Source organism: Yersinia sp. Marseille-Q5920 (assembly GCF_946902935.1).
GTDB lineage: Bacteria > Pseudomonadota > Gammaproteobacteria > Enterobacterales > Enterobacteriaceae > Yersinia > Yersinia rochesterensis.
On record NZ_CAMPQA010000008.1, the window covers coordinates 44,958 to 70,180 of the forward strand.

Sequence of the window (25,223 nt, forward strand, 5' to 3'; positions counted from 1 at the left end):
TAATGATAAGACTTATCGTGAGTAAGTGCTCGCTTAGCACAAGAACAGCATTATCCGCCAGCATAAACCTTCCCCTAAAGGGAAGGTCAAGCTGTAATCAATCACTTTGTGAATCAACCTCCGTATATGCCCACACTAAGGACATAATAAAATTTACTCTGAACCATCACAGTGTGATAACGTCTGTTAACAATGAATAAGCCTATTTCCGCGATGAAAAGAACAACATTAGTTATGCTGCTGCTTGCCCTGTGCGGATTCTCATCTGCCAGTTCTGCATTAAGTGAATCTGAAGCAGAAGATCTTGCCGATCTGACTGCGGTATTCGTTTATCTGAAAAATGATTGCGGCTATAAGGAATTACCTAATAATGAAATCAAACGAGCAATTGTCTATTTTGCTCAACAAAATCGCTGGGACCTGCGTAACTACAGTAGCTTCAATATGAATGCGTTGGGTGAAGAGAGCTATCGCGACCTACGTGGTATTGCGCTCCCCGTTCCGACCAAATGCAAATCTCTGGCTCGTGACTCTTTAAGTTTATTGGCCTACGCTAACTAGCGACCCCGCATTTACCCTATCAGTCTGAAATTCAACCGTGCAACCTCAGCCAGAGTTGGCTATGATGTTGCCCCCATTTTTCATGGCTGTTACTGCGAAGGAGAAGCCCCGAACATGTCACAGAAAGAACTATGGTATGAAACATTACATGCCAACTTCGGTCAGTATTTTTCAGTAGAAAATGTACTGTACCGCGAAAAAACCGAGCATCAGGATTTGGTGATTTTTGAGAACCCGGTGCTGGGTCGGGTAATGGCGTTGGATGGCGTGGTGCAAACCACTGAGCGCGATGAATTTATCTATCACGAAATGATGACACACGTCCCTTTGTTGGCCCACGGTCAGGTAAAGAAAGTGCTGATCATTGGCGGCGGCGATGGCGCGATGCTACGTGAAGTCAGCCGCCACAAAAATATCGAACAGATTACCATGGTGGAAATTGACGCCGGTGTCGTCGAGTTCTGCCGCCAGTATCTCCCAAAGCATAATGCGGGCGCTTATGATGACCCCCGCTTCAAGTTAGTGATTGATGATGGCGTCAATTTCGTTAATCAAACGCACGAAAAATTCGATGTCATTATCTCTGACTGCACTGACCCCATTGGGCCAGGAGAAAGTCTGTTTACCTCTGCTTTCTATGAGGGATGCGCCCTTAGTTTGAATGAGGGCGGCATTTTTGTGGCGCAAAACGGCGTGTGCTTCCTGCAACAAGATGAAGCGGTCGACAGCCATAACAAGCTTAGCCACTATTTTAAAGATGTCAGTTTTTATCAGGCCGCCATTCCGACCTATTACGGCGGTATCATGACTTTCGCTTGGGCGACACAAAACCCACAGTTGCGCCAATTAGATATAGCCACGCTACAACAGCGTTTTGTCGAAGCGGGCCTGACCTGCCGCTACTATAACCCCGCGATTCATGTCGGCAGCTTTGCCTTGCCGCAGTATTTGCTGGATGCCTTAACCGCCAAATGTTGATAATCCGTAAGGAGGTGAACTAAATTGTCCAAGCTTAAACTACACGGCTTCAACAACCTGACGAAAAGCCTGAGTTTTTGTATTTACGATATTTGTTATGCCGAAACCGCAGACGACCGCGATGGCTATATCGCCTACATTGACGAACAGTATAATGCCAACCGCCTGACCGAGATCTTGACTGAAACTTGCTCGATTATTGGCGCGAATATTTTGAATATTGCCCGTCAGGATTACGATCCTCAGGGAGCGAGTGTCACCATTTTGGTCAGCGAAGAGCCAGTTGATCCGCGCGATGTTGATAACTCCGAGCACCCCGGCCCACTACCGAATGCAGTGGTCGCCCATCTGGATAAGAGCCATATTTGCGTCCATACCTATCCGGAAAGCCACCCTGAAGCAGGGTTATGCACTTTCCGTGCAGATATTGAAGTCTCTACCTGTGGCGTCATTTCACCACTGAAAGCGCTGAATTACCTTATCCACCAATTGGAATCCGATATCGTTACCATGGATTACCGGGTGCGCGGTTTTACCCGTGATATCAACGGCGTTAAACACTTTATCGATCATAAAATCAATTCGATTCAGAACTTTATGTCTGACGATATGAAATCGCTGTATCACATGATGGATGTCAATGTTTATCAAGAAAACATCTTCCATACCAAGATGATGCTGAAAGATTTCGATTTGAAGCATTATCTGTTTAACGCCAAGCCAGAAGAGCTGAGCGCCGCAGAAAGAGAGCGAATTACCCGCCTGCTATACAAAGAAATGCAGGAAATCTACTATGGCCGCAATGTGCCGGAAGTGTGATGTAATTGAGGGAATATCAGTCTTAAAATCCCGGTCTAACCGGGATTTTTGATTAAGGCAGTTGGGTAAGTAAGATGTTAACTATCAGCCTTTGCAGCGGCTAAGGGCTAATCGCAATGCGGCACCGATTTCAGCGGGAGAGCTATTAACGAGTAGAATAACTTTATCGCTTCCGCGCCCCGTTCCCCCCCACGCCTCCAGTTTTTCATGGCGCATGGGCGTGATGGTGATCACATCATTAATACAATGAATAGAGCAGTTTTTCATATCCTTAAATAATGCCCGCTTGGTTTTATAACCGTATTTCTGCATCAGCATTGCTATCCAGGCAGCATATTGCTCTTTGCCTGTTTCAAGATCAAAAAACTCAGCGGACTCTTCAAGTGATAATGTCCGGCTGTTTGATAACGCAATCAGCACAGCTTCACCAATACTTTTATCATCTGCATCCGGTGGTAATAGATGAGGGGGGAAAAGTGGATCCCTCCTCATCAAACCAAGTCCAGAATATGTATTAATATTAAAGAACTCATTGTTGTAAAAGCAACTAGCACAATAATATTGCTCTTGGTTAAATTTCATCATTTCACCTGCGTTACCATCATGTTTACACTCTGGCTTTTACCATATTCAATTGCTCGGTTTATCTCTGCCCATTGTGCTTTGGTTGTATTGGCAGGGATAGCCAATTGTATTTCTCTATTAGTAATCAGCGATGGATTCAGATCTATATCAGAAAGACTATATTCCTTAAACTTCGCAACCGTATCAATATTCCCTTTCAGCGAATTGTAGATTTGCCTTGGATTCGCCACTCTGGCGGCGGTGGTGGTATCCAGAGTTTTTACACTGATGGCCGTGCGGGAGATGCGATTATAGTAATCAAAGGTTTTAAAGTTTACCGGTAACCGTGAGTTTTGTGGCAATTGTGTCCCGACATAATTCTCCCACGGCATTCCTTGCTGGCTAATACCTTGCCCCCATTTAATGCCGGTTGTCGACTGGCTTACCGTCGCAATCCTTGGCACCGCAAACTTCCTCACCTGCCCTGCGGCAAGCCGTGCGCTGCTTTTTGCTACCGCGCCAATGCCGGCAACATAACCGCCATACTCAACCAGCAGTTTACCCGCTTCTCGCCCTGAGTCATAGGCTCCTCCTGCGCCCGCCCGCTGATAATGAGCCTCCATTCTGTCAATCCGTGCCAGCCAGTCCCGCTTGACACTTTGCGCCACAGTGCCCGCCACATCATCACTGTTAACCAGCTCTCTGAGCGCCATAAATGCCTGTTTTGGCTCTTTTAATACCCCCAGTAATTCAATGCTACTGTCATACAGCCCTTCCGGCACACCAGTCACAATACCCGCCGCAAAAGCACCGTCCTGACTGCCGCTGGTCATTCCCCAGCGAATAAAAACTTTACCTTTATCCGCCACTGTCCTCGCAGCGTTCATTTCAGCTTCCATCAACTTTTGTTGATGATGGCTGAGATAGTTATAACGAAAAGTGGTTTCGGCAGCATTAGCGCCGCTGTATGCCCCCTCGGCTTTGCCAGTAAACACCGCGCCCGCCACACCCCCTAAGAATCGGGATAACTGAGCCTGACGTTCAGATTTCTCCTGCCAGTTTTGTGAGCCGATAAAGTTCTCGCCCATCACCGCACCGGCCAGCTCGGCGGCCAGTGCCCCGGCCGCCGCACCTTTCGCATCACCACCACCAATTTCAGCCGCCACGCCCGCCACGACTGCATGACTCAGCGCTTTACCCGCGCCCCCCAATACGCGGCCATTGTCACCGATAAGGTTCGCCCCTTCGGCATGTAACTGACCGCCTATATTGGCTAACAGTGCGGTGGTAAAATTATCTTTAAAACTGCCGCCGTTGATGCCGGTATTCAGGCTGGAACTGATAAGTGACTGGCCAGCTACCCGCTGCGCGACCTTGCTCCAGTCTCCATTGCTCAGGCGCGGTAATTTAGCCGCACTGACACCGTCGGCGGCGGTATCAAAGCCCATCAGGGAATCAAACCCGCTCAATGCGCCCCCCACTGCCATTGAAGTCACCAGGGATTTCACCGACTCTTTACTGCCCAAGGTGCTGAATGTTTTAGATAAATCGCCTTTATGTTCAACTAACGCCACCGCTGCCTGTGCGGCCAGCGATGACATACCCGCGGTGACCGCCCCGCCAGCTACCCCACCACCAACAGCAATGTTGACATTGGCAACCAAACTTGAGCCAGAAGTGGCCACCGCCACACCAATGGCAATCAATGCCGCCACCACCGGGTTCAGGTGCTCGCTTTTGAGATCCCAGCTATGATAGGCATCCATCACTTTTTGCCACTGCACGTCATCACGCCGATGTAAGTCTTTTAACCATTCATTGCCGGGAATGGTGGCCAGCTCATTAATCGCCGCCTGTACCGATTGGTTATTTTGCGCTTTAACATCCGCGCTAATCCCATCAGCAGCATTTACCCTAAACTCGCCCCCCGTTTGCACACTGGGCAGCACCCATTTATCTTCCTGATATCCTTTATCGGTGTTTTTGATGTAAAAACCTTTCGATAAGCTGGTTTTTTGCTCAAATGTGGTGTTTTTGACCGCTTCGAAAATCACTTTACCCTGGGTACTGGTCAGTTTGGCGTTCTGCCCTGCGGCAATTTTGCTGGCCTGATAGGTGCTGTCATCGCGGCTTAACAGGCTGATATCACCGTCAGCCGTGAATTCCGTCACTTTATTGATTGCCGCATGCTGGACATTATGGTGCGATTTTTTCCGCCCCCACCACTTACGGGTACTCCAGCGCTCTTCGGCATGGCTGGTTTCTTCCATTGCCTGGGCGAATAGATAGCCGCCCTCAGCCGCAATATCCATCACTTTTTTGGCCACCAGCTGGGTGGCCTGAAACAAGATGCTGCCGTTTGATATCAACGTCAGTGTGCCGCCGCTATTAAGCTGAGTGGATTGCTGGAGTTTTCTGTAGCTAGAATTATCGCCACCGCCGTAATGATCTTCGTTCAACACCGATTCAAAGCGCATATCGCCGCCGGAAGTCAGTGTCATATCACCGCCAGCGGCGAGTTCTGCACCCTGGGTGATAAGCTGATGATTGGCCAGCGCATTCAGAGTGTTGCCAGCTTTCAGGCGAGTAGCGGCGTGGCGGGTGTAGCGTGAGTCATCAGCCCAATCAATACCAGTGTATGGCAGCACCGCCAGTTGAATATGTTGCCCGGCTAATAAGGTGAGATTATTGTCCGCATTAATATTGCTGCCCCGGGTCAGAATATCGCGACCGGCATTAATTAAGGTATTTCCTTTGGCATTTATCTGAACTGTATAATCAGGGGTTTGGGAGCGAGGGAATATATTATAATATACAGAGCCTGAATGGTTGTTATTATAACGCTCCATAAGATCTGACCAGACAGTTATATTATAAGGTTCCAGTTCAATATCACGAGCAGCGTGCAAGTTAATATCCTGTCCGGCGTTTAGCTTGATCCCCTGTAACATCAGGTTATTACCGGCATTCAGTGTAATGTCGCTATTACTGGTTAATCGATTTGATAGCGATAATAGTTGGTCAATATTTTCCACATATTTATCTGGATCCAAAAAACCATCGGTAATTAGGATTTCTTCGGGCTTGAGTATATGTGAAATATTAATATCATGTCCGGCCGATAAGCTAATATTAGCTGTCGGATGGATAAGGGTGTCGATTAATTGAATATCTTTACCTGCAATGGCAGTAAAATCGTGGCTGGCTTTAATGCGATTAAATACCCGCGCATCATCTGGCTGACGCGAAGAAATATCAGGTGAGTTTGTTTTAATATTCCCCTCACGGCTCAGTAATAAAATGTTTCGCCCCAAAAACTCACTTGATGATGAGTCAATATCATTCAGTGCTGTCAGTGAAATATCCTGACCACGCAAACTGCTGTTAGCTAATGCAATACTGTCTTCTGCAATAATGGTAATATCACCACTGGCCTGTATTAAATCACTGCTGGAAATAGTCTTACCATGCAGTAAAATATTATGGCCTTTTAATACCGGCGGTGTGAAGTCGGATAATGATAAGGGAGCAGCTTTATCTAACTCCGGCACCAGACGCTGTAACTGAATATTGTTGTTAAAGTCCAGCACGATATTTCCACCCGCCGTGATTGTCGCACTGTATTTTTCAGCCTCAGTTAACTGGTAAAGCAATCGTTTGTCATGAAAAACATAATAATCCGGCCCATGATAATCCACTTTATAATAACGAAATTCATCTTTTACCCAGTCACTGGCGCTGCTGTTTAAAAAATCATTACCGGTCAGGAAAATATCTTTCGTGGCACTGATGTGGCTGTTTTTATTCTCTAACTGGCTGGCATTAATATACAAATTATTCCCTGAATACAGGGTGGCAGCCGGTGATGATGAATTTAGTTGCCAAACACTTTTTTCAGTGTTGATCCGCCAGACACCGCTTTGCCATTCACCGGTTTCGATGGCACCAAACCATTTTTCGGGCAGATCTCGGGTGGGCCAGTCGTATTCTAATGTGATGATAACTTTGCCCGGCGAATCGCTATCGTCATCGTAATCATTAAGTTGGCGCGAATCCGGAATTAATTTCTGCCACCCGGCAGTCACTATCGGGCGGCTATTTTCCAGTTTTTCGGTGCGAATAATTAAATCACCATTTATTGTTTTAATGGCACCGGACTTATTTTCAACCAGAGTATTTTTATTCCCCTCGGCATCTTTTTGTATCCAGAGATTATTCCACGCAAGAAGTTTTGCTTGCTGACCGGTATTACGTACTTGATCACCAAATATACGTATATCACGATCAGAAAATACCTCTCCGGAATTATTAAATTGTTGGCTGACCAATGTAGTATCGCGTATACTGAATAATGTACTTCCCTCCGCGAGGGTAATTGTCTTTCCGACAATATTCAGATCTTTGTTCGCTCGAATATCACCTAATGTCACATTGCCCGCGACATCAATATTGATATCTCCTTTGGTACTGAAAGTATTTTTAAGGTTAGCAGCCACGCCTTTTTCCGTGGATACCAAACGGATACGCTCAGCATACATGCCGCCGAGAGCGCGGGTATCTATCGCCAGCGCAGGGGCAGTTCCTGCCGCAGGTAAAGGTTGAATATGCCCATTCTGATAATCAACCTGATTAACACCCAGAATAATATCAAGCTGATTTGCATAGATTTTACCGTCAAGTTTTAGACTGCGGCTGACGATGGCAGAATCATCCTGATAACGAGTATTTAGCCCTTTATCACCTATCGTGATAGCCCCACCAGATACATCCAATCGCTTGAATTTACCGATCCAACTTATAGCCGGTATCCCGGTAGTTAAAGTCACTGTGTCGATATTGCTAAACCAGCTACCATTAGCAATCAGCCCATTGGGATTGGCGATAATCACACTGGCCTTGGGGCCAAAAACGGCCAGCATTCCTTCCAGAGATGACGGCTGACGGCTCGTCACTTCGTTGATAATCAACTGGGCGCTATCGCCCGTTAAATGTGGATTGGCGGCCAAATGACCGGTTAATTTCGAATTGACATCCACTTGACTGTTATTTAACACCGCCCCCTTGGGGGAAACATTAAAATCACGATAGCGGTTATGAGAGACCCCGGCGGCATTGGGTATGGCGATATTAACCACCGGAGTCTCGCCGTAAAGTTTAACTGTGGTTCGGCGATCCGCGGCTTGAATACCGGCCGCAATGGCTGGGTGCAAAGGGTGCACCGCAGTCAAATAAATCAGTATCCAGCTCAGTATACGCACGCGTTGATAAGCAAATCCGGCCATAAATCACCTTCCTGGTGTGGTGAGGGATACGCGGCTGATTTGTCACCTAACAGGAAATCGGCAAGCCAGCCAGAGAGAACAACTCACTGACCAGCCTACGTAATTTGCGGGGCAAATATTATGCTAGTTTGGCTGATTTGTTATTTTACCCCCTTACTCATTGAGCAAATAATTGGCTGCTGCTATTCCCATCATCCTGACTGACGATGTATAAGAGGATCCTATTTTTCTGTCTGAAGTTGCATAAGGATAATGCCCCATGAACCGCCTCCCTACCCTGTATGGCATTATTGCGATCCTGCTTTGGAGCATGAGTGTCGCCTTGACGCGGGGGCTGTCTGAGACATTGGGGCCATTTGGTGCCGGAGCGGCAATCTACACTGTCAGTGGAATTTTGGTGTGGTTGGTCGCCGGGAAACCCACTTTGCGCGGGCAGCATCCGGCTTATCTGTATGGTTGTGGCGCGCTGTTTGTGGTGTATATGGTGGCTTTTGCTTTAGCCATAGGGATGGCAAATGACCGCCAGCAAACGCTCGAAATCGGCCTGATTAATTATCTGTGGCCCAGTCTGACTCTGCTGCTGGCGGTGCCCTTACTCAAACTCCGGGCGCGTTGGTGGCTGTGGCCGGGGGCTGCTTTGGCGCTGTTTGGCGTTATTTGGGTGGTGAGTGGCGGAGATGGGTTGGATGTAAGTATCTTGAAAACTAATATCAGCAGTAATCCGCTGGCTTACAGTCTGGCGCTAATTGCGGCCTTTACCTGGGCAGGTTATTCCAATTTGGTGCGGATATACAGCCACGGGCCAGGGGCATTGCCACTCTTTTTACTCGCCTGCGCCCTGTGTCTGTGGGTGATGTTTTTTATGCTGACCCCCGGCAAGTTGCATTTCACTCAGCGCGCCACTTTTGAGCTGTTACTGATGGGAGCCAATACTGCGCTGGCCTATCTGTGCTGGGATATTGCCATGAAAAAAGGCAACGCCACATTGGTCGCCGCCCTCTCTTACTTCACACCCTTGTTATCGATATTGATTGCCAGTTTGTGGCTCAATACCTTGCCGTCAGCCGCTTTCTGGCCCGGTGTTGCGATGGTGGTCGCTGGTTCGTTGCTGTGCTGGTCTGCCAGCCGCAATACCCTTCGCACTTGAAGCCGCAGGGTTGTTAGCTACGCTCGCTCACCCGAATCACTTACTGATGTAAGCTCATCAGGATTCGTTCTCTTGCTGCCTACCTGCAACTCCAAGTTCTTTGGGTATATATTATTTAGAAATGATGAAATTACGATAGCCTTTCAAGACTAAAAGAAAGTCTTCCAGGCCGCACAAGCAGAGGCTTTCTTCATCATAGTAATTCATCCCCTCTTCCATTTCGTCGCCTTCAATATCTAATTGATTGGCGCGCACCATCACTTCTTCGCCATCTAACCACAAGGTATATTCATGGCCCGTCAGTTGCCACTGGCGCTCACTGCCTTTGACTTCAGCCGCCGCAGCTTCTATTTGATCCAGTTTTGCCAAATCACCTTTAATCTCTTCATTGAGCCAGTGGCCGATTACTTCATGCCCCATGGAGAATCTGACCAGCACTTGTCCGGTTAAATCACGCAAGAATTCATAGTCCATAGCATGCCCTCCTGATGCTCTTTTAATGAGTGTAACCGTATTTATCTACCTGACTTGGCGCAAACTCGCAAAGCCGGCAAATAGCGGCAAAATTTCACTTCGATACGGGTTTTAAAATAGATACGGGAGGCCATTGGCCTCCCGTCGGGTGCGGAATATATCTTTTTACACAGCAGTTTGGAAGATCACGCCATCAGCTTTATCAGTATATTGGCTTAACTGATCAAAATTCAGGTAACGGTAAGTATCTTCTGCGGTCTTATCAACCTGAGCCATATAAGTTTGATATTCATCCGGAGTTGGCAGACGCCCCAGCAGTGATGCAATCGCCGCCAGTTCAGCCGAAGCCAGATAAACATTCGCCCCATTACCTAAGCGGTTCGGGAAGTTACGGGTGGAAGTCGACACCACTGTAGCCCCATCTGCCACGCGCGCCTGGTTACCCATACACAGAGAGCAACCTGGGATCTCAATGCGGGCGCCACTCTTACCAAAGACGCTGTAATAGCCCTCTTCAGTCAATTGCGCGGCATCCATTTTGGTCGGTGGTGCAACCCACAGGCGGGTTGGCAACTGGCCTTTGTGCTGATCCAGCAATTTACCAGCAGCACGGAAGTGGCCAATGTTAGTCATACAGGAACCGATAAAGACTTCATCGATTTTGCTGTTAGCCACATCAGACAGCAAGCGGGCATCATCAGGATCGTTTGGCGCGCAAAGAATCGGCTGAGTGATTTCCGCCAGATCGATTTCGATCACTGCGGCGTATTCCGCATCCGCATCACCTTCCAGCAGATTCGGGTTCGCCAACCAGCTTTCCATGCCATTGACACGGCGCTCCAGTGTACGGCGGTCGCCGTAACCTTCAGCTATCATCCACTTCAACAACACAATGTTGGATTGCAGATATTCAATGATCGGCGCTTGATCCAGCTTGATGGTGCAACCAGCCGCAGAGCGCTCAGCGGAAGCATCCGCCAGCTCGAATGCCTGTTCAACTTTCAGCTCTGGCAGACCTTCAATTTCCAGAATTCGGCCAGAGAAGATATTCTTCTTACCTTGCTTTTCAACGGTCAGCAGGCCTTCTTGAATCGCGTAGTAAGGAATTGCATGCACCAGATCACGCAGAGTGATACCCGGCTGCATTTTACCTTTAAAGCGCACCAGCACAGATTCAGGCATGTCTAATGGCATCACGCCTGTTGCTGCCGCAAAGGCCACCAGACCAGAACCCGCCGGGAAAGAAATCCCGATAGGGAAACGGGTGTGTGAGTCACCGCCGGTGCCGACAGTATCTGGCAGCAGCATGCGGTTAAGCCATGAGTGAATAATGCCATCACCTGGGCGCAGCGACACACCGCCACGGTTCATAATAAAGTCAGGCAGTGTGTGGTGAGTGGTCACGTCAACTGGCTTCGGATACGCCGCCGTATGACAGAATGACTGCATCACTAAGTCAGCCGAGAAACCCAGACAGGCTAAGTCTTTCAGCTCATCACGGGTCATCGGGCCGGTGGTATCTTGTGAACCGACCGAGGTCATTTTAGGTTCGCAGTATTCACCTGGGCGCACACCAGCAACACCGCAAGCGCGACCAACCATTTTCTGCGCCAGCGAGAAACCTTTGTTACTTTTGGCAACCGGCTTGGCAATACGGAAGACTTCACTGACCGGCAAGCCCAGAGATTCGCGGGCTTTGGTGGTCAAGCCACGGCCGACGATCAACGGGATACGCCCACCAGCACGGACTTCGTCCAGCAGCACTTCAGTTTTCAGCTCGAAAGTGGCGAGTATCTCACCAGTGTCATGAAGGCGAACTTCGCCCAGATATGGATAGATATCAATGACATCGCCCATATTCAGGTTGCTGACATCCACTTCGATAGGTAAAGCGCCGGCATCTTCCATGGTGTTAAAGAAGATTGGCGCAATTTTGCTGCCCAGCACCACACCGCCGCCGCGCTTGTTTGGCACGTAAGGGATGTCGTCGCCCATAAACCACAGCACGGAGTTAGTGGCAGATTTACGGGAGGAACCGGTACCGACTACATCGCCAACATAGGCCAGTGGGAAGCCTTTTTTGTTCAGTTCTTCAATCTGTTTGATCGGGCCAACACTGCCCGGTTGATCCGGATGAATACCTTCGCGAGCATTTTTCAGCATCGCCAAAGCATGCAATGGGATATCAGGGCGAGACCAAGCATCTTGAGCCGGAGACAAGTCATCGGTGTTGGTTTCACCGGTCACTTTAAACACGGTGACAGTGATTTTTTCTGCCAACGCCGGGCGGGAAAGATACCATTCGGCATCTGCCCAGGATTGCATAACTTTCTTGGCGTGGGGGTTGCCCGCTTTGGCTTTTTCTTCCACATCGTAGAAGTTATCAAACATCAGCAAGGTATGAGATAACGCTTTGCCCGCAATCGGTGCCAGCTTTTCATTATCTAATGCATCAATCAGCGGATGAATGTTATAGCCACCCTGCATGGTACCAAGCAGTTCAATCGCTTTTTCGGCGTTAATCAGGGGAGAGTGGGCTTCGCCCTTGGCAATGGCCGCCAGGAAACCGGCTTTAACATAGGCTGCTTCATCAACACCGGGGGGTACGCGGTTAATCAGCAGATCTAACAGGAATTCTTCTTCGCCCGCAGGCGGATTTTTTAATGATTCAACCAGCGCGGCCATTTGTGACGCATCTAATGGCTTAGGGACGATACCCTCAGCAGCACGCTCGGCTACGTGCTTACGGTATTCTTCTAGCACGACTCTCTCCTCGCTTTTATTGTCATTTATTTTCTAGGCTATCAGTAAGCCACCAGCCATCATCATTGATGCACCAGGTGTAAGGTAAGATGCCCAGCTTCGCTCAGCCAGCATATCAGTATTTGAACTCAGTGTTAATTCGTTCACATAAAAGCAACATTAAATTTTTGCTGAATCGTTGAGCGCAGTGTAATCATCTGACGTATTGATAGCGGCTCTCAATTAGCCCCTTGCGGTAGGGTAATATCTGTAAAATACCTCGACATAATAACCTTATTAAATGAATGGATACCATCTTGCAATGAGAATCTCGTGCTGCCGGTAGGATTTTTAGGGCGAGGAATAACAAATGGACGATATTGTGGCGATAAATGAAGCAGAAACAGCCGATAATGACTGTTTCTGCTTTAACAAAAGATCCTATGCTCCAAGTATGAAGGGCATTTAGAACTGAGTATTCAAGCTAACAAAATATGTCCGGCCTGACTCATTGTAAGTGGCAGCCCCTGCCCCGGCGATCCCCGCCACACTTTGGGCATTACCCGCGCGGAACTGGCGTTTATCGAACAGGTTTTCAATCCCAGTGGTGACACTGACATTTTTAGTCAATGTATAGCTGCCACTCAGGCCGAAGATAGCATACGGGCTGACTTCATTGCGCGCTGAGCCAGTGACCGGCAGACCTTGATAGTCATATTTCTTCGGCTTCTGACGCCCATACCAGGTCACTGTCGACAGTAAGGACAAATCATCTGTTGCCTGCCAGCTCAGTGAGCTGTTCAAGGTATATTTCGGCGTGATTGATAAATAATCACCGGTGGTTTTATTCTTCGATTCCAGCATGTAGGTCAGATTGCTGCTCCATTGCACCGCGTCGGTGAATGGCACGGTCAAGTTACCTTCCAGCCCTTCAACCAGCGCTTTCGGTACGTTTTCCCACTTGAATATATCAGAATTAGTGTAAGCGCCGGTGCCGCCATTGGCCGTTCCGAGGGAGACGATACCCGGCTCAATCTTATTACGATAATCATTACGGAAGTAAGTTATACCGGCAATAATACCGTCGTTATGGAACTCGAACCCTATCTCTTTGTTGACACTGGTTTCCGCTGACAGCGCGTCATTACCCATCAGGTAGCAACTGCCCCCTGCACCATAGCAACCCTGACCACGGCTATATAATAGATAGTTAGGGTTGGTTTGATAGAGATTTGGCGCTTTATAGGCGCGGGCAATCCCCATTTTCATGGTGAAGTAATCGCCCAGTTCTTGTGACAGATTTATCCCCGGACTCCAATTGCTTCCCGCAGTGCTGTGATGATCAAAACGCAGCGCCGGGGTGAGCATGGTGGTCTCCGTCAACTCGATATTGTCTTCAACAAATACCGAGGCTATCTGTGCTGAAGTGCGCGTATCTCGCCCGACGCCCGTCAAACCACTGACACTGCCGCCCTCAGTCGTGGTCTGAGTATTGGAGGTCGGGTCATTCATTTTCTGGTCATTCCATTCCGCGCCGACAGTCAGCACTTGATTAACCCCTAACTCAAACGGCAGGTTAACCTCGGAATGGGCTAAATAGTTGTCCAATTTGATCGTGCTGAATTTGTTATTGGAGAAGATACCCTCGGTGCCGCCCGCCAGCCCCTCATTAATGCGTGAGTTGCGGGTATTTTCATATTGGACATAAGAGGTGGTGCTCACGCCGTTATCCCAAAAACCGCGATGTGTCAGTGAGAAATTACCACGATACATTACATTGGTTTCTGCGCCATATAGGCTGCGCACAATGGCATTGCTGTTGGTGTTTTGTGTATCACCGGCATAAATATTACCCTGGCGGCTATAACCCGCCTCGAACGCCAGGGATTGACCTTGAGCAAACTCCCAACTCAGTAACCCATTGATATCTTTATTACGAACCCCTTCACGACCGGCTGGCAAGGTGCCTACTTGATTTCCGGTACGGGCTGATTCATGGCCTTGGTTAATATTCCAATCATCAGCATCAGTTTTGTTGTATCCGCCGTATAAGCGGAAATTGACGGTATCACTTAATGGCCCCAACAGGCTGAAGTCGGTGCGACGAGTCGCGCCTTCTTCGCTATGCTGCGGCATATTCATGTAAGCATTCCAGCTACCATGCAGCTCTTTGTCCGGCTGTTTGGTAATGATATTCACCACACCACCCGCGGCACCATTGCCATAGCGCGCAGCGGCAGGGCCGCGTAATACTTCGATTTTCTCGACCATATTCGCCGGTACCCAGTTGGTATCACCACGGGTATCGCGCTCACCACGCCAACCATAACGCACCGCATTGCGGCTCGAAACCGGAATGCCATCAATCATGATCAAGGTGTTTTCAGGCCCCATGCCACGAATATCGATCTGGCGGTTGTTCCCGCGCTGGCCGCTGGCAGAGTTACCGGAAAGGTTAACACCGGGCATAGTTCGGATAATTTCGGACAAATCATTCGCCGGAGGGCGCTTGCGGATATCTTCTGCGGTGATAGTCGATGCGCCCAGCGCTTGGCGGACTTGTTGCTGAGCCGTGACCACCAAGGTATCGCCAGTTACCGCTTTGCTTTCTGCCGCGGTTGTTTTTTGTTGTTGTGTCGTGTCTGTATCAGACCCTGCCTGAGTGGTATCTTGTGTCTGCGCCCAAAGCGGAGTCGAAATACAGATACCAATCAAGCTCGCTAAGGTCGTCAGAGAGCGCCGCTGCCATTTTACTTTCATTACACTTTCCCCGATGCAAAAGCCCACAGCGAATGTCAGCAGAGGAAAGTCTCTACCAATCTATTCATGGGGCAACAAAAACGAACAAGATTGATAATTATTTTCATTATCAATTCACGCGGCTAATTGTTACATTTGCAATCAGAAAAAAGGTTTGTGTAAACAGCAAAACTCTTTGTTATAAAGTCAATATCAGTGGAGAGTTCATTATGTCGGTGGTGAAGAAAAACAAGTTGCGCAATGTCTCCCCCTCGTCTAAACCAATTTATCGCGACCAAATTGTGCAACAGTCAAATCTGGTGGCCAGTGATTATCAGTTGAGCGGCACTAAGTTAGCGCCCACCGACCCTGTATTGTATGGCGATTTTCAGGTATTGCGGCTGAATCCACATCTGATCCTGCATACCGCGAATGTCACCAACCTTTCCGATATCAAGACACAGAATCAGCTCAACCCAGCGTTGAAGCTAGCGATTGTGGTCAGTGGCAGCGCACATATTTCATTTGGTGGTAAGCACCTGCATTTGCAGGAGAAAAGCGATGCATCACTGATTTCACTCACTGAAAACACGCTATTTACTCGCCACGGTAAAAATAATAGCCATGAGCGTACTCTGACCCTCACATTTGATCGGGAATGGTTATATGGCGATTTACTGCCGCAGACTGGCACCTGGGATACTTTATACAACTTCACTCAGCAGCATTTGGCGATTCATTTATGGCGGCCATCAATTCATGCCCAAGCAATCGCTCAGAAAATAGCAAGTGCGCCGCCCTTTTCAACGCCATTGGAGCGCCTGCACTGCGAAACGCAATGTATTGGTCTGATTATTGAAGCATTCAGTTCACTGGAACAGCAGGCGCTACAGCAAAATAAAATATCATTACGCGGTATGAACCGAGTGCAACAGGTCCGTGACTGGCTGGAAAGTGGTGAAGCCGACCATCTTTCAATGAGTGAATTGGCCCAACGGGTGAATATGAGCCAAAGTACTTTGCAGCGGCGTTTTCGTGAAAGCTACAACATTACGGTGTTTGAATATCTGCGCCATTGCCGTTTAAAACGCGCGATGTTGGCTATTCAGAAAGAAGGGATCAGTATTGATCAAGCCGCCACTATTGCGGGTTATACTAGCCCGGCAAATTTCGCTACCGCATTGCGGCGGATATTTAATATTTCCCCCAGCCAGTTACGCACTGGACAGTTTTTTTAACTGTTCCAGTCAATGAGGTTTCACCCCGACCAATATAAAAAATAGCGATCTTTATTAATCGTCACAACATAAATATAAATAAAATTGCCAATAAGATTTTTCATCTTGATTTAGCATTCACTTTGGCTAAATATTTATCTGCATTCCAAATTTCAAAAAATGGAATTTGCTACAATAACGAATATTAATATGGAGTTTTTATGAAAATAAACCACGCTCTATTAATACTTATTTATACTGTTATATCTATTAAAATAGTACACTCCCGCACAGCAGAACCTAAATACCAATCAAATAAAGAGAGCTTTAGTCAATATCAAGCCAGACATTGCAAATGGGAAAACGGCCTGCCGTGTAAAGAAGTCCCGGAAAATCAGGGGAAAACACCACCACCGACAAGTGAAGAAATTGCACTGGATATTGGTCTGGGTATCTTAGCCGGGGGGCCGACCCCGCAACCTAGAGGATTTAGATTTTCTGTAGGAAAGTTACCTGGCAGACCAGGATCAACAATAAAAGTACCTCCCTCCCCAAAACTCAGTACCAGCACCGAACGAATACCCTTGTTATCGACAACAGCAAAGCCTAAAACTAAAGTTGTAATAAGAAGAGTGAATGGCAGATTGGGTTATCTTTTAGGCGATCCAAATGTACCAACTCTGGGTGATGAGCCACCACTTAAACGAGCAAGAATAGACAGTTCAGAATCAGAATCAGAATCAGAATCATCCAGTGCAAGCGAATCTGATTCATCCAGTATAAAAGAATCTGACGCGGAGGATGATAACACTCAGCAACCCGAAAAAAGCAAATTCACAATAATACATCGGAGAAGCCCTATTCAGGAAAGTGAAATAGAGGTCGCCATTGAGGAAATAAAAAGTATTTACAGTGAGACGTTTTGGCATGACACTCAGCTAGATATACATGATGAAATTGAAGAATATAATAAGTTAAGCACTAATGATAAAATTAGTTTCCAAGATTATTTTTCCTTAAAAGATTATACTGAAGATGGGTATGTAAGAATTAACAATGCAATACGAAGCAAAAATATCACGCCAGATATTAAAATAGAAATAGATCAGTTAACTAATGCACTCAAACGTCATTCAGACATTAGCATTTCACTTAAGAATAAAACAGTTAGAAATTTAACCACAGAAATTACAAGTACAGTTTATCGTGGCGAAATAAGAAATAAGATTGAGTTTGAGACAGAGATAATAGAAGAGGAAATCTACAGTAATGATACCTTTTTTAGCACCACCACAGATGATGAATATATTACAAACTTTAATACTGAAGATCTCGATGATGGCGAAGTTAATATTAAATACACCATCCATTACCCCAGAGGGTTAACCTACAGCACCGATGTTTCAGCCCTATTGGATAATAGTGAAGGAACCAGAATATTTCTGCCCCACAGTCGTTTTTTGGTGACTAAGATAGATGTCGTCGGTGATGGAACAATTGAAGTAGAAATGCGCGTTCTCAGAGGCTTGCAATCAGAATTTATCCCCCCACCGGTAACCATTAATTAAAATTATTGTTTCCATAAAAAACGGCCCTGATAAAAGGGCCGCTTCAGTGTTGCATCTGTAAATACCGCGTCAGCAGAAAATTATTTCTTTTTCGCTTTCGGGTTAGGCAAGTCAGTAATGCTACCTTCGTAGATTTCCGCAGCCAGACCAACAGATTCATGCAGCGTTGGGTGAGCATGGATTGTCAGGGCGATATCTTCAGCATCACAACCCATCTCAATGGCCAGACCGATTTCACCTAACAGTTCACCACCGTTAGTCCCGACAATCGCGCCACCAATGATGCGGTGAGTTTCTTTGTCGAAAATCAGTTTGGTCATACCGTCTGCGCAATCAGAAGCAATAGCACGGCCCGATGCCGCCCACGGGAAGGTGGAGGTTTCGTAGCTGATGCCTTTTTCTTTGGCTTCTTTCTCAGTCAAACCCACCCATGCGACTTCTGGTTCAGTGTATGCAATAGATGGAATGACTTTTGGATCGAAGTAATGTTTCATGCCGGAGATAACTTCAGCAGCAACATGGCCTTCGTGAACACCTTTGTGTGCCAGCATTGGCTGACCCACGATGTCACCGATAGCAAAAATGTGCGGCACGTTGGTACGCAGTTGTTTATCTACATGGATAAAACCACGCTCGTCAACTTCAACGCCAGCCTGACCTGCATCCAGCAACTTACCGTTAGGCACGCGACCGATAGCGACCAGAACTGCATCATAGCGCTGTGGTTCTGCTGGGGCTTTTTTGCCTTCCATGGTGACATAGATGCCGTCTTCTTTGGCTTCTACCGCCGTCACTTTGGTTTCAAGCATCAGGTTGAATTGCTTGCTGATGCGCTTGGTGAATACTTTCACTACGTCTTTGTCGGCCGCCGGAATAACCTGGTCAGCCATTTCGACTACATCAATCTTCGAACCCAGTGCATGGTAAACCGTACCCATTTCCAGACCGATAATGCCGCCGCCCATTACCAACAGACGTTCTGGGACAGTTTTCAGTGCCAGCGCATCAGTTGAGTCCCAAACACGTGGGTCTTCATGAGGAATAAATGGCAGTTGGATTGGACGAGAACCTGCGGCGATAATCGCGTTATCGAAAGTAATTGTGGTTGGGCCGTTTTCACCCTCAACAACCAGAGTGTTCGCGCCAGTAAATTTACCAAGACCGTTAACCACTTTGACTTTACGGCCTTTAGCCATACCTGCCAAACCACCGGTTAACTGATTGATAACTTTCTCTTTCCAAACACGTACTTTATCAATGTCAGTTTTAGGCTCGCCAAACACGATACCGTGTTCAGCCAATGCTTTGGCTTCTTCGATAACTTTAGCAACGTGCAACAACGCCTTGGACGGGATACAACCGACATTCAAGCAAACACCACCCAGAGTGGCATAACGCTCAACCAGAATAGTTTCTAAACCTAAATCCGCGCAACGAAAAGCAGCAGAGTACCCTGCTGGGCCTGCCCCAAGTACCACGACCTGAGTTTTAATTTCAGTACTCATCATGACCTCTTAATTGTTTGTCCGGCGGATCAGACACCATTTTTTTGGCTAATTAATCTCATAACGCCCGCATCCACCGTGACGCTTGCACCGCGTGCAGTTTACAGAATTGTTAATAACCTGAAAAGCCGCATCGCGTGACGAGGGTCTCAACAACCTTGTCGACTTATGTAAAAACAAGGCCGGCGCGAAGCCGGCCTTAGCAATTACATCACCAAACGGCGAATATCAGCCAGCATGTTATTGATGATGGTGATAAAGCGTGCACCATCAGCACCGTCAATCACACGGTGGTCGAAAGAGAGTGACATCGGCATCATCAGACGCGGTTGGAACTCTTTACCGTTCCAGACTGGTTCTATCGCAGACTTGGAGACACCCAAGATAGCCACTTCCGGCGCATTAACAATAGGTGCGAAGTGAGTTGTCCCGATACCGCCCAGGCTGGAGATGGTGAAGCAACCGCCCTGCATTTCGCCAGCGGTCAGCTTGCCATCACGAGCTTTCTTGGAGATAGCCATCAGTTCACGGGACAGTTCAGTGATGCTTTTCTTGTTCACATCCTTGAATACCGGAACTACCAGACCATTTGGCGTATCTACCGCGACACCGATGTTGATGTACTTTTTCAGCGTCAGCTTCTGACCATCTTCTGACAGTGAGCTGTTGAAACGTGGCATCTGCTCGAGAGCAGCAGCAACCGCTTTCATGATGAACACCACTGGGGTGAACTTCACGTCCAGCTTACGCTTGGCAGCTTCGTCATTCTGCAGCTTACGGAACGCTTCCAGATCGGTGATATCGGTTTTGTCGAAGTGTGTCACATGCGGGATCATGACCCAGTTGCGGCTCAGGTTAGCACCAGAGATTTTCTGGATACGGCCCAATTCCACTTCTTCGATTTCACCGAACTTGCTGAAATCAACTTTCGGCCACGGCAGCATGCCTGGCAGACCACCGCCAGCAGCAGGGGCAGTTTCAGCACGTTTGACCGCATCTTTCACGTAAGTCTGAACGTCTTCGCGCAGGATACGGCCCTTACGGCCAGTTCCTTTCACTTTCGCCAGGTTAACGCCAAATTCACGCGCCAGACGGCGGATAACCGGCGTGGCATGCACATAGGCATCATTCTCAGCAAACTCACCTTTGCTTGCAGCTGGAGCCGCAGCAACTTTAGCTGGCGCAGCAGCAGGAGCGGCTTGCTGGGCTGGAGCTTCAGTTTGTGGTGCTGGAGCCGAAGCTGCCGCCGGTGCTGCACCTGCAACTTCAAATACCATGATCAGAGAACCGGTTTTCACTTTGTCGCCGGTGCTGATTTTGATCTCTTTCACGATACCGGCGAAGGGTGCAGGTACTTCCATAGAGGCTTTATCGCCCTCTACAGTGATAAGAGATTGTTCCGCGGCAACAGTGTCACCCACTTTAACCATCACTTCAGTGACTTCAACTTCATCATCACCGATATCTGGCACTTCAACATTTTTCGCCGCTGATGCCGCAGGAGCCGCTGCCTGAGCAGGAGCTGCTGGTTTCTCTTCAGCTTGAGCAGGTGCCGCAGCGGCACCCGTAGCTTCGAAGATCATCATCAGCTTGCCAGTCGCCACAGTATCGCCGACCGCAATTTTGATTTCTTTAACGACACCCGCCTGCGGTGAAGGGACTTCCATAGAAGCTTTATCACCTTCAACGGTGATCAGCGATTGTTCAACTTCAACAGTATCGCCCACTTTCACCATAATTTCGGTGACTTCAACTTCATCCGCACCGATGTCAGGTACATTGATTTCGATAGACATTTGTTCTTTACCTCTTATGCCAGACGCGGGTTAACTTTATCGGCGTCGATACCAAACTTAGTAATTGCTTCTGCAACTACGCTGGTGTCGATATCACCGCGTTTAGCCAATTCACCCAGAGCTGCAACCACCACGTAAGAAGCATCAACTTCGAAGTGGTGACGCAGGTTCTCACGGCTGTCAGAGCGGCCGAAACCATCTGTACCCAGAACGCGGAACTCGCTGGCAGGAATGAAGTTACGAATCTGTTCAGCAAACAACTTCATGTAGTCAGTAGAAGCAACCGCTGGCGCGTCATTCATAACCTGAGCAACATAAGGTACACGTGGAGTTTCTGTTGGGTGCAACATGTTCCAGCGCTCACAATCCTGGCCATCGCGCGCCAGTTCAGTGAATGAAGTTACACTGTACACATCAGAACCTACGCCGTAGTCGTTAGCCAAAATCTGAGCTGCTTCGCGAACGTGACGCAGAATTGCCCCTGAGCTCATCAACTGCACTTTGCCTTTGCTACCTGCAACAGTTTCCAGTTTGTAGATACCTTTACGGATACCTTCTTCTGCGCCCTGCGGCATTGCTGGCATGTGATAGTTTTCGTTCAGCGTGGTCAGGTAGTAATAAACGTTTTCCTGCGCGTCGCCATACATACGTTGCAGACCATCATGCATGATGACGGCTACTTCGTATGCATAAGCTGGATCGTAAGAGATACAGTTCGGGATAGTCAGTGACTGAATATGGCTATGACCATCTTCATGTTGCAGACCTTCGCCGTTCAGTGTGGTTCGACCTGAAGTACCGCCGATCAAGAAGCCACGTGCCTGTTGGTCACCCGCAGCCCAGCACAGATCGCCGATACGTTGGAAACCGAACATGGAGTAGTAGATGTAGAACGGGATCATTGGCAGATCGTTGGTGCTGTAAGAAGTCGCAGCAGCCAGCCAAGAAGAAGCGGCACCCAACTCGTTGATCCCTTCTTGCAGGATCTGGCCTTTTTCGTCTTCTTTGTAGTAAGCAACCTGTTCACGGTCTTGCGGGGTATACTGCTGACCATTCGGGCTGTAAATACCAATCTGACGGAACAAACCTTCCATACCGAAGGTACGGGCTTCGTCGGCGATGATTGGAACAATTCTGTCTTTGATAGACTTGTTCTTCAGCATCACGTTCAGCACACGCACGAAAGCGATAGTGGTAGAGATTTCTTTGTTCTGCTCTTCCAGCAAAGAGCTGAAATCTGACAACGCTGGCATTTCCAGCTTTTCAGTGAACTTAGGCAAGCGAGTTGGCACGTAGCCTTCCAGCGCCTGGCGGCGTTCGTGCAGATACTTAGACTCTTCGGAATCTTTCTCGAAAGTGATGTATGGCAGTTTTTCGATATCAGCATCAGCAACCGGCACATTGAAACGATCGCGGAAGTGGTGAACCCCTTCCATGTTCATTTTCTTCACCTGGTGGGCGATGTTTTTACCCTCAGCTGTTTCGCCCATGCCGTAACCTTTGATGGTGTGGGCCAGGATAACAGTTGGTTTACCGGTAGTTTCTTGTGCTTTTTTCAGTGCAGCAAAGACTTTCTTCGGATCATGACCGCCACGATTCAGAGACCAGATCTCGTCGTCGCTCATGTCTTTCACTAATGCAGCAGTTTCTGGGAAACGACCAAAGAAGTGTTCGCGCACATAAGCGCCGTCTTTGGATTTGAAAGTCTGGTAGTCGCCATCCAGAGTCTCGTTCATCAGTTGGATCAGTTTACCGCTGGTATCTTTACGCAGCAGTTCATCCCAACGACTACCCCAAATAACTTTCAGAACCTGCCAGCCAGCACCGCTGAAGATGCCTTCCAGTTCATTAATGATTTTGCCGTTACCTGTAACCGGGCCATCGAGGCGCTGCAAGTTACAGTTGATAACGAAGACCAAGTTATCCAGTTTTTCACGGGTCGCGATGGTGATCGCACCTTTAGATTCTGGCTCATCCATCTCGCCGTCGCCCAAGAAGGCGTACACGGTCTGTGCTGAAGTGTCTTTCAGACCACGGTGAGACAGGTATTTCAGGAACTTAGCCTGATAGATTGCACTGATTGGGCCAAGGCCCATAGAGACCGTCGGGAACTGCCAGAACTCAGGCATCAGTTTCGGGTGCGGGTAAGAAGACAAACCTTTACCGTCAACTTCCTGACGGAAGTTATCCATCTGTTCTTGCGTCAGGCGGCCTTCAAGGAAAGCACGCGCGTAAACGCCCGGAGAGATGTGGCCCTGGAAGTAAACCAGATCGCCGCCGTCTTTTTGGTTACGAGCACGGAAGAAGTGGTTGAAGCAAACCTCGTAGAAAGTAGCGGAAGATTGGAAGGATGCCATATGGCCGCCCAAATCCAGATCTTTCTTCGACGCACGCAACACGGTCATCACGGCATTCCAACGGATGGCTGAACGAATACGACGCTCCAGCTCCAGGTTGCCAGGGTAAGCGGGTTCGTCTTCTACCGGGATAGTGTTGATGTAATCACGGCTGGCTGAACCAGCTGCAACACTCACACCACCTTTACGGGCTTCGCCCAAGACCTGATCAATCAGATACTGAGCACGCTCAACACCCTCTTCACGGATGACCGATTCGATCGCCTGTAGCCAGTCGCGGGTTTCGATCGGATCCACGTCATTATTTAAACGTTCTGACATGGTGGTATTCCTTATCTGTTTCTAATGGTTTATTTGGAGCCTATCTTCCTGTGCTTTAACCTCAGGCTAAAGCACGTGCCCTGGTGAAAACACCGGAAGATAGGCCCATCAGTTTTTCCCCGTCATACTTCAAGCTGCTGGGGTGTTGGCTGCACTCTTGCCCCCCAGTCACTTACTCAAGTAAGCTCTTGGGGATTCACTCCCTTGCCGCCTACCTGCAACTCGAATTATTTTGGGTTTAGTTGCCGCGTTTCGTGCTCAAAATAAGCATATAGAACCGACCCAAATGCAGGATAAGTTCTTAGTCCTTGCGCTGCTGGAGCCGACGCAAAGATCGCTCACGGCGACTGTGCTCCCGACTGAGGTCCAACAGAATTTCCTCGATAAACGCCAAGTGACGGTGTGAGGCTTCGCGAGCTTTCTCTGGCTCACGAGCCACAATCGCCTCAAAAATCCCGGCGCGGTGACTGCTCACCGTTGCCAGCATTTCGCGGCGCGAGTAAAGCAATTCAAAGTTTTGTTTAACGTTTTGTTCCAGCATTGGCCCCATGCAGCGCAGTAAATGCAGTAAAACCACATTATGCGCAGCCTCTGTGACAGCAACTTGATACTGCATGACAGCATCGGCCTCGGCATCCAAATCACCGCGGTCTTGTGCTTGCTGAATAACAGTATGGCATTCACGAATGCGTTGTAGATCTTCGTCAGTACCGCGCAGTGCAGCATAATAGGCTGCTACACCTTCGAGGGCATGACGGGTCTCTAACAGATCGAATTGTGATTCTGGATGGTCGGCCAGCAGTTCAGCCAGCGGATCGCTAAAGCTTTGCCACAGATTGGTTTGCACGAAAGTACCACCGCCCTGACGGCGCAACAGCAGCCCCTTAGCCTCTAACCGCTGGATTGCTTCTCGCAGAGAAGGTCGGGAAACATCAAATTGCTTCGCCAACTCGCGCTCAGGCAATAACTTCTCTCCCGGACGCAGCGTCCCTTCCAAGATCAGGTACTCGAGCTGCTGCTCGATAACATCTGACAATTTGGGCTGACGTATTTTGTTGTAGGCCATAATTTGTTGTAAGTTGCGCTGTGCCGTATTGAGTGAATCGTCTCTGCGAGTAGCGCGGAGTCAATTGGTAATACCAATTTCAAAAAC

The 25,223-nt window shown here is 48.3% G+C and carries 15 protein-coding genes; 6 read left to right on the top strand and 9 right to left on the bottom strand.

The annotated features are described in order from the left end of the window. The first annotated feature begins 213 nt into the window (after nucleotides 1–213). From OVO64_RS12900 to speD, 3 genes are all read left to right on the top strand, one after another. The gene (locus tag OVO64_RS12900; protein WP_038636226.1) at nucleotides 214–561 is read left to right on the top strand and encodes a YacC family pilotin-like protein; all 348 of its coding nucleotides are present in this window, start codon (nucleotides 214–216) and stop codon (nucleotides 559–561) included. A 114-nt stretch (nucleotides 562–675) separates the two neighbouring features. Then, nucleotides 676–1,539: a polyamine aminopropyltransferase gene (gene speE / locus OVO64_RS12905; protein ID WP_267248816.1), complete on the top strand. Its 864-nt coding sequence runs from the start codon at nucleotides 676–678 to the stop codon at nucleotides 1,537–1,539. A 24-nt stretch (nucleotides 1,540–1,563) separates the two neighbouring features. Next, nucleotides 1,564–2,358 carry an adenosylmethionine decarboxylase gene (gene speD / locus OVO64_RS12910; RefSeq protein WP_038636230.1) on the top strand — a complete coding sequence of 265 codons (795 nt, stop codon included), beginning with the start codon at nucleotides 1,564–1,566 and terminating at the stop codon, nucleotides 2,356–2,358. 84 nt (nucleotides 2,359–2,442) lie between these two features. Here the strand turns inward: speD and OVO64_RS12915 are convergent, their stop codons facing one another. Both OVO64_RS12915 and OVO64_RS12920 read right to left on the bottom strand, forming a co-directional pair. After that, a complete protein-coding gene (locus tag OVO64_RS12915; RefSeq protein ID WP_267248831.1) occupies nucleotides 2,443–2,940 on the bottom strand; it encodes a contact-dependent growth inhibition system immunity protein in 498 nt (165 codons plus the stop codon). Then, nucleotides 2,940–8,204, bottom strand: coding sequence for a DUF637 domain-containing protein (locus OVO64_RS12920; protein ID WP_267248817.1), 5,265 nt, complete (start codon nucleotides 8,202–8,204; stop codon nucleotides 2,940–2,942). Before OVO64_RS12920 ends, OVO64_RS12915 begins: the two co-directional genes overlap by 1 nt. A 259-nt stretch (nucleotides 8,205–8,463) precedes the next feature. Between OVO64_RS12920 and yddG the strand changes: the two genes are divergently transcribed. Then, the gene (yddG, locus tag OVO64_RS12925) at nucleotides 8,464–9,351 is read left to right on the top strand and encodes an aromatic amino acid DMT transporter YddG (RefSeq protein ID WP_145586561.1); all 888 of its coding nucleotides are present in this window, start codon (nucleotides 8,464–8,466) and stop codon (nucleotides 9,349–9,351) included. Nucleotides 9,352–9,462: 111 nt separating this feature from the next. Here the strand turns inward: yddG and yacL are convergent, their stop codons facing one another. The 3 genes from yacL to OVO64_RS12940 form a co-directional block, all read right to left on the bottom strand. Continuing rightward, nucleotides 9,463–9,825: a protein YacL gene (yacL, locus tag OVO64_RS12930; RefSeq protein ID WP_145509594.1), complete on the bottom strand. Its 363-nt coding sequence runs from the start codon at nucleotides 9,823–9,825 to the stop codon at nucleotides 9,463–9,465. Nucleotides 9,826–9,990: 165 nt separating this feature from the next. Continuing rightward, on the bottom strand, nucleotides 9,991–12,588 hold the full coding sequence (acnB, locus tag OVO64_RS12935; RefSeq protein ID WP_145509595.1) for a bifunctional aconitate hydratase 2/2-methylisocitrate dehydratase: 2,598 nt from the start codon (nucleotides 12,586–12,588) through the stop codon (nucleotides 9,991–9,993). A 444-nt stretch (nucleotides 12,589–13,032) separates the two neighbouring features. Then, nucleotides 13,033–15,327 carry a TonB-dependent siderophore receptor gene (locus OVO64_RS12940; RefSeq protein WP_038636239.1) on the bottom strand — a complete coding sequence of 765 codons (2,295 nt, stop codon included), beginning with the start codon at nucleotides 15,325–15,327 and terminating at the stop codon, nucleotides 13,033–13,035. A 209-nt stretch (nucleotides 15,328–15,536) separates the two neighbouring features. Here OVO64_RS12940 and OVO64_RS12945 point away from each other — a divergent pair, with 209 nt between their 5' ends. Further along, entirely contained in the window at nucleotides 15,537–16,544 is a 1,008-nt protein-coding gene (locus tag OVO64_RS12945) for a helix-turn-helix domain-containing protein (protein WP_032819163.1), read from the top strand. Between the two features lie 200 nt (nucleotides 16,545–16,744). Beyond that, nucleotides 16,745–18,091 carry an ADP-ribosyltransferase gene (locus tag OVO64_RS12950; protein ID WP_267248818.1) on the top strand — a complete coding sequence of 449 codons (1,347 nt, stop codon included), beginning with the start codon at nucleotides 16,745–16,747 and terminating at the stop codon, nucleotides 18,089–18,091. An 80-nt stretch (nucleotides 18,092–18,171) separates the two neighbouring features. On the opposite strand, the gene lpdA is transcribed toward OVO64_RS12950, so the two are convergent. The 4 genes from lpdA to pdhR all read right to left on the bottom strand — a co-directional run bounded on the left by lpdA (nucleotide 18,172) and on the right by pdhR (nucleotide 25,136). Next, on the bottom strand, nucleotides 18,172–19,596 hold the full coding sequence (lpdA, locus tag OVO64_RS12955) for a dihydrolipoyl dehydrogenase (protein WP_005156808.1): 1,425 nt from the start codon (nucleotides 19,594–19,596) through the stop codon (nucleotides 18,172–18,174). A gap of 206 nt (nucleotides 19,597–19,802) precedes the next feature. Continuing rightward, nucleotides 19,803–21,392, bottom strand: coding sequence for a pyruvate dehydrogenase complex dihydrolipoyllysine-residue acetyltransferase (gene aceF / locus OVO64_RS12960; RefSeq protein WP_038636243.1), 1,590 nt, complete (start codon nucleotides 21,390–21,392; stop codon nucleotides 19,803–19,805). A 14-nt stretch (nucleotides 21,393–21,406) separates the two neighbouring features. Then, entirely contained in the window at nucleotides 21,407–24,070 is a 2,664-nt protein-coding gene (gene aceE, locus OVO64_RS12965; RefSeq protein ID WP_038636245.1) for a pyruvate dehydrogenase (acetyl-transferring), homodimeric type, read from the bottom strand. A gap of 301 nt (nucleotides 24,071–24,371) precedes the next feature. After that, entirely contained in the window at nucleotides 24,372–25,136 is a 765-nt protein-coding gene (gene pdhR, locus OVO64_RS12970) for a pyruvate dehydrogenase complex transcriptional repressor PdhR (RefSeq protein WP_038636247.1), read from the bottom strand. Nucleotides 25,137–25,223 lie beyond the last annotated feature (87 nt).

Coding starts and splice junctions, on each gene's coding strand:
- OVO64_RS12940 (WP_038636239.1), bottom strand. CDS start 15,327: ATGAAAGTAAAATGGCAGCGGCGCTCTCTGACGACCTTAGCGAGCTTG.
- aceE (WP_038636245.1), bottom strand. CDS start 24,070: ATGTCAGAACGTTTAAATAATGACGTGGATCCGATCGAAACCCGCGAC.
- yddG (WP_145586561.1), top strand. CDS start 8,464: ATGAACCGCCTCCCTACCCTGTATGGCATTATTGCGATCCTGCTTTGG.
- OVO64_RS12950 (WP_267248818.1), top strand. CDS start 16,745: ATGAAAATAAACCACGCTCTATTAATACTTATTTATACTGTTATATCT.
- speE (WP_267248816.1), top strand. CDS start 676: ATGTCACAGAAAGAACTATGGTATGAAACATTACATGCCAACTTCGGT.
- OVO64_RS12945 (WP_032819163.1), top strand. CDS start 15,537: ATGTCGGTGGTGAAGAAAAACAAGTTGCGCAATGTCTCCCCCTCGTCT.
- yacL (WP_145509594.1), bottom strand. CDS start 9,825: ATGGACTATGAATTCTTGCGTGATTTAACCGGACAAGTGCTGGTCAGA.
- OVO64_RS12915 (WP_267248831.1), bottom strand. CDS start 2,940: ATGAAATTTAACCAAGAGCAATATTATTGTGCTAGTTGCTTTTACAAC.
- lpdA (WP_005156808.1), bottom strand. CDS start 19,596: ATGAGTACTGAAATTAAAACTCAGGTCGTGGTACTTGGGGCAGGCCCA.
- OVO64_RS12920 (WP_267248817.1), bottom strand. CDS start 8,204: ATGGCCGGATTTGCTTATCAACGCGTGCGTATACTGAGCTGGATACTG.
- aceF (WP_038636243.1), bottom strand. CDS start 21,392: ATGTCTATCGAAATCAATGTACCTGACATCGGTGCGGATGAAGTTGAA.
- pdhR (WP_038636247.1), bottom strand. CDS start 25,136: ATGGCCTACAACAAAATACGTCAGCCCAAATTGTCAGATGTTATCGAG.
- OVO64_RS12900 (WP_038636226.1), top strand. CDS start 214: ATGAAAAGAACAACATTAGTTATGCTGCTGCTTGCCCTGTGCGGATTC.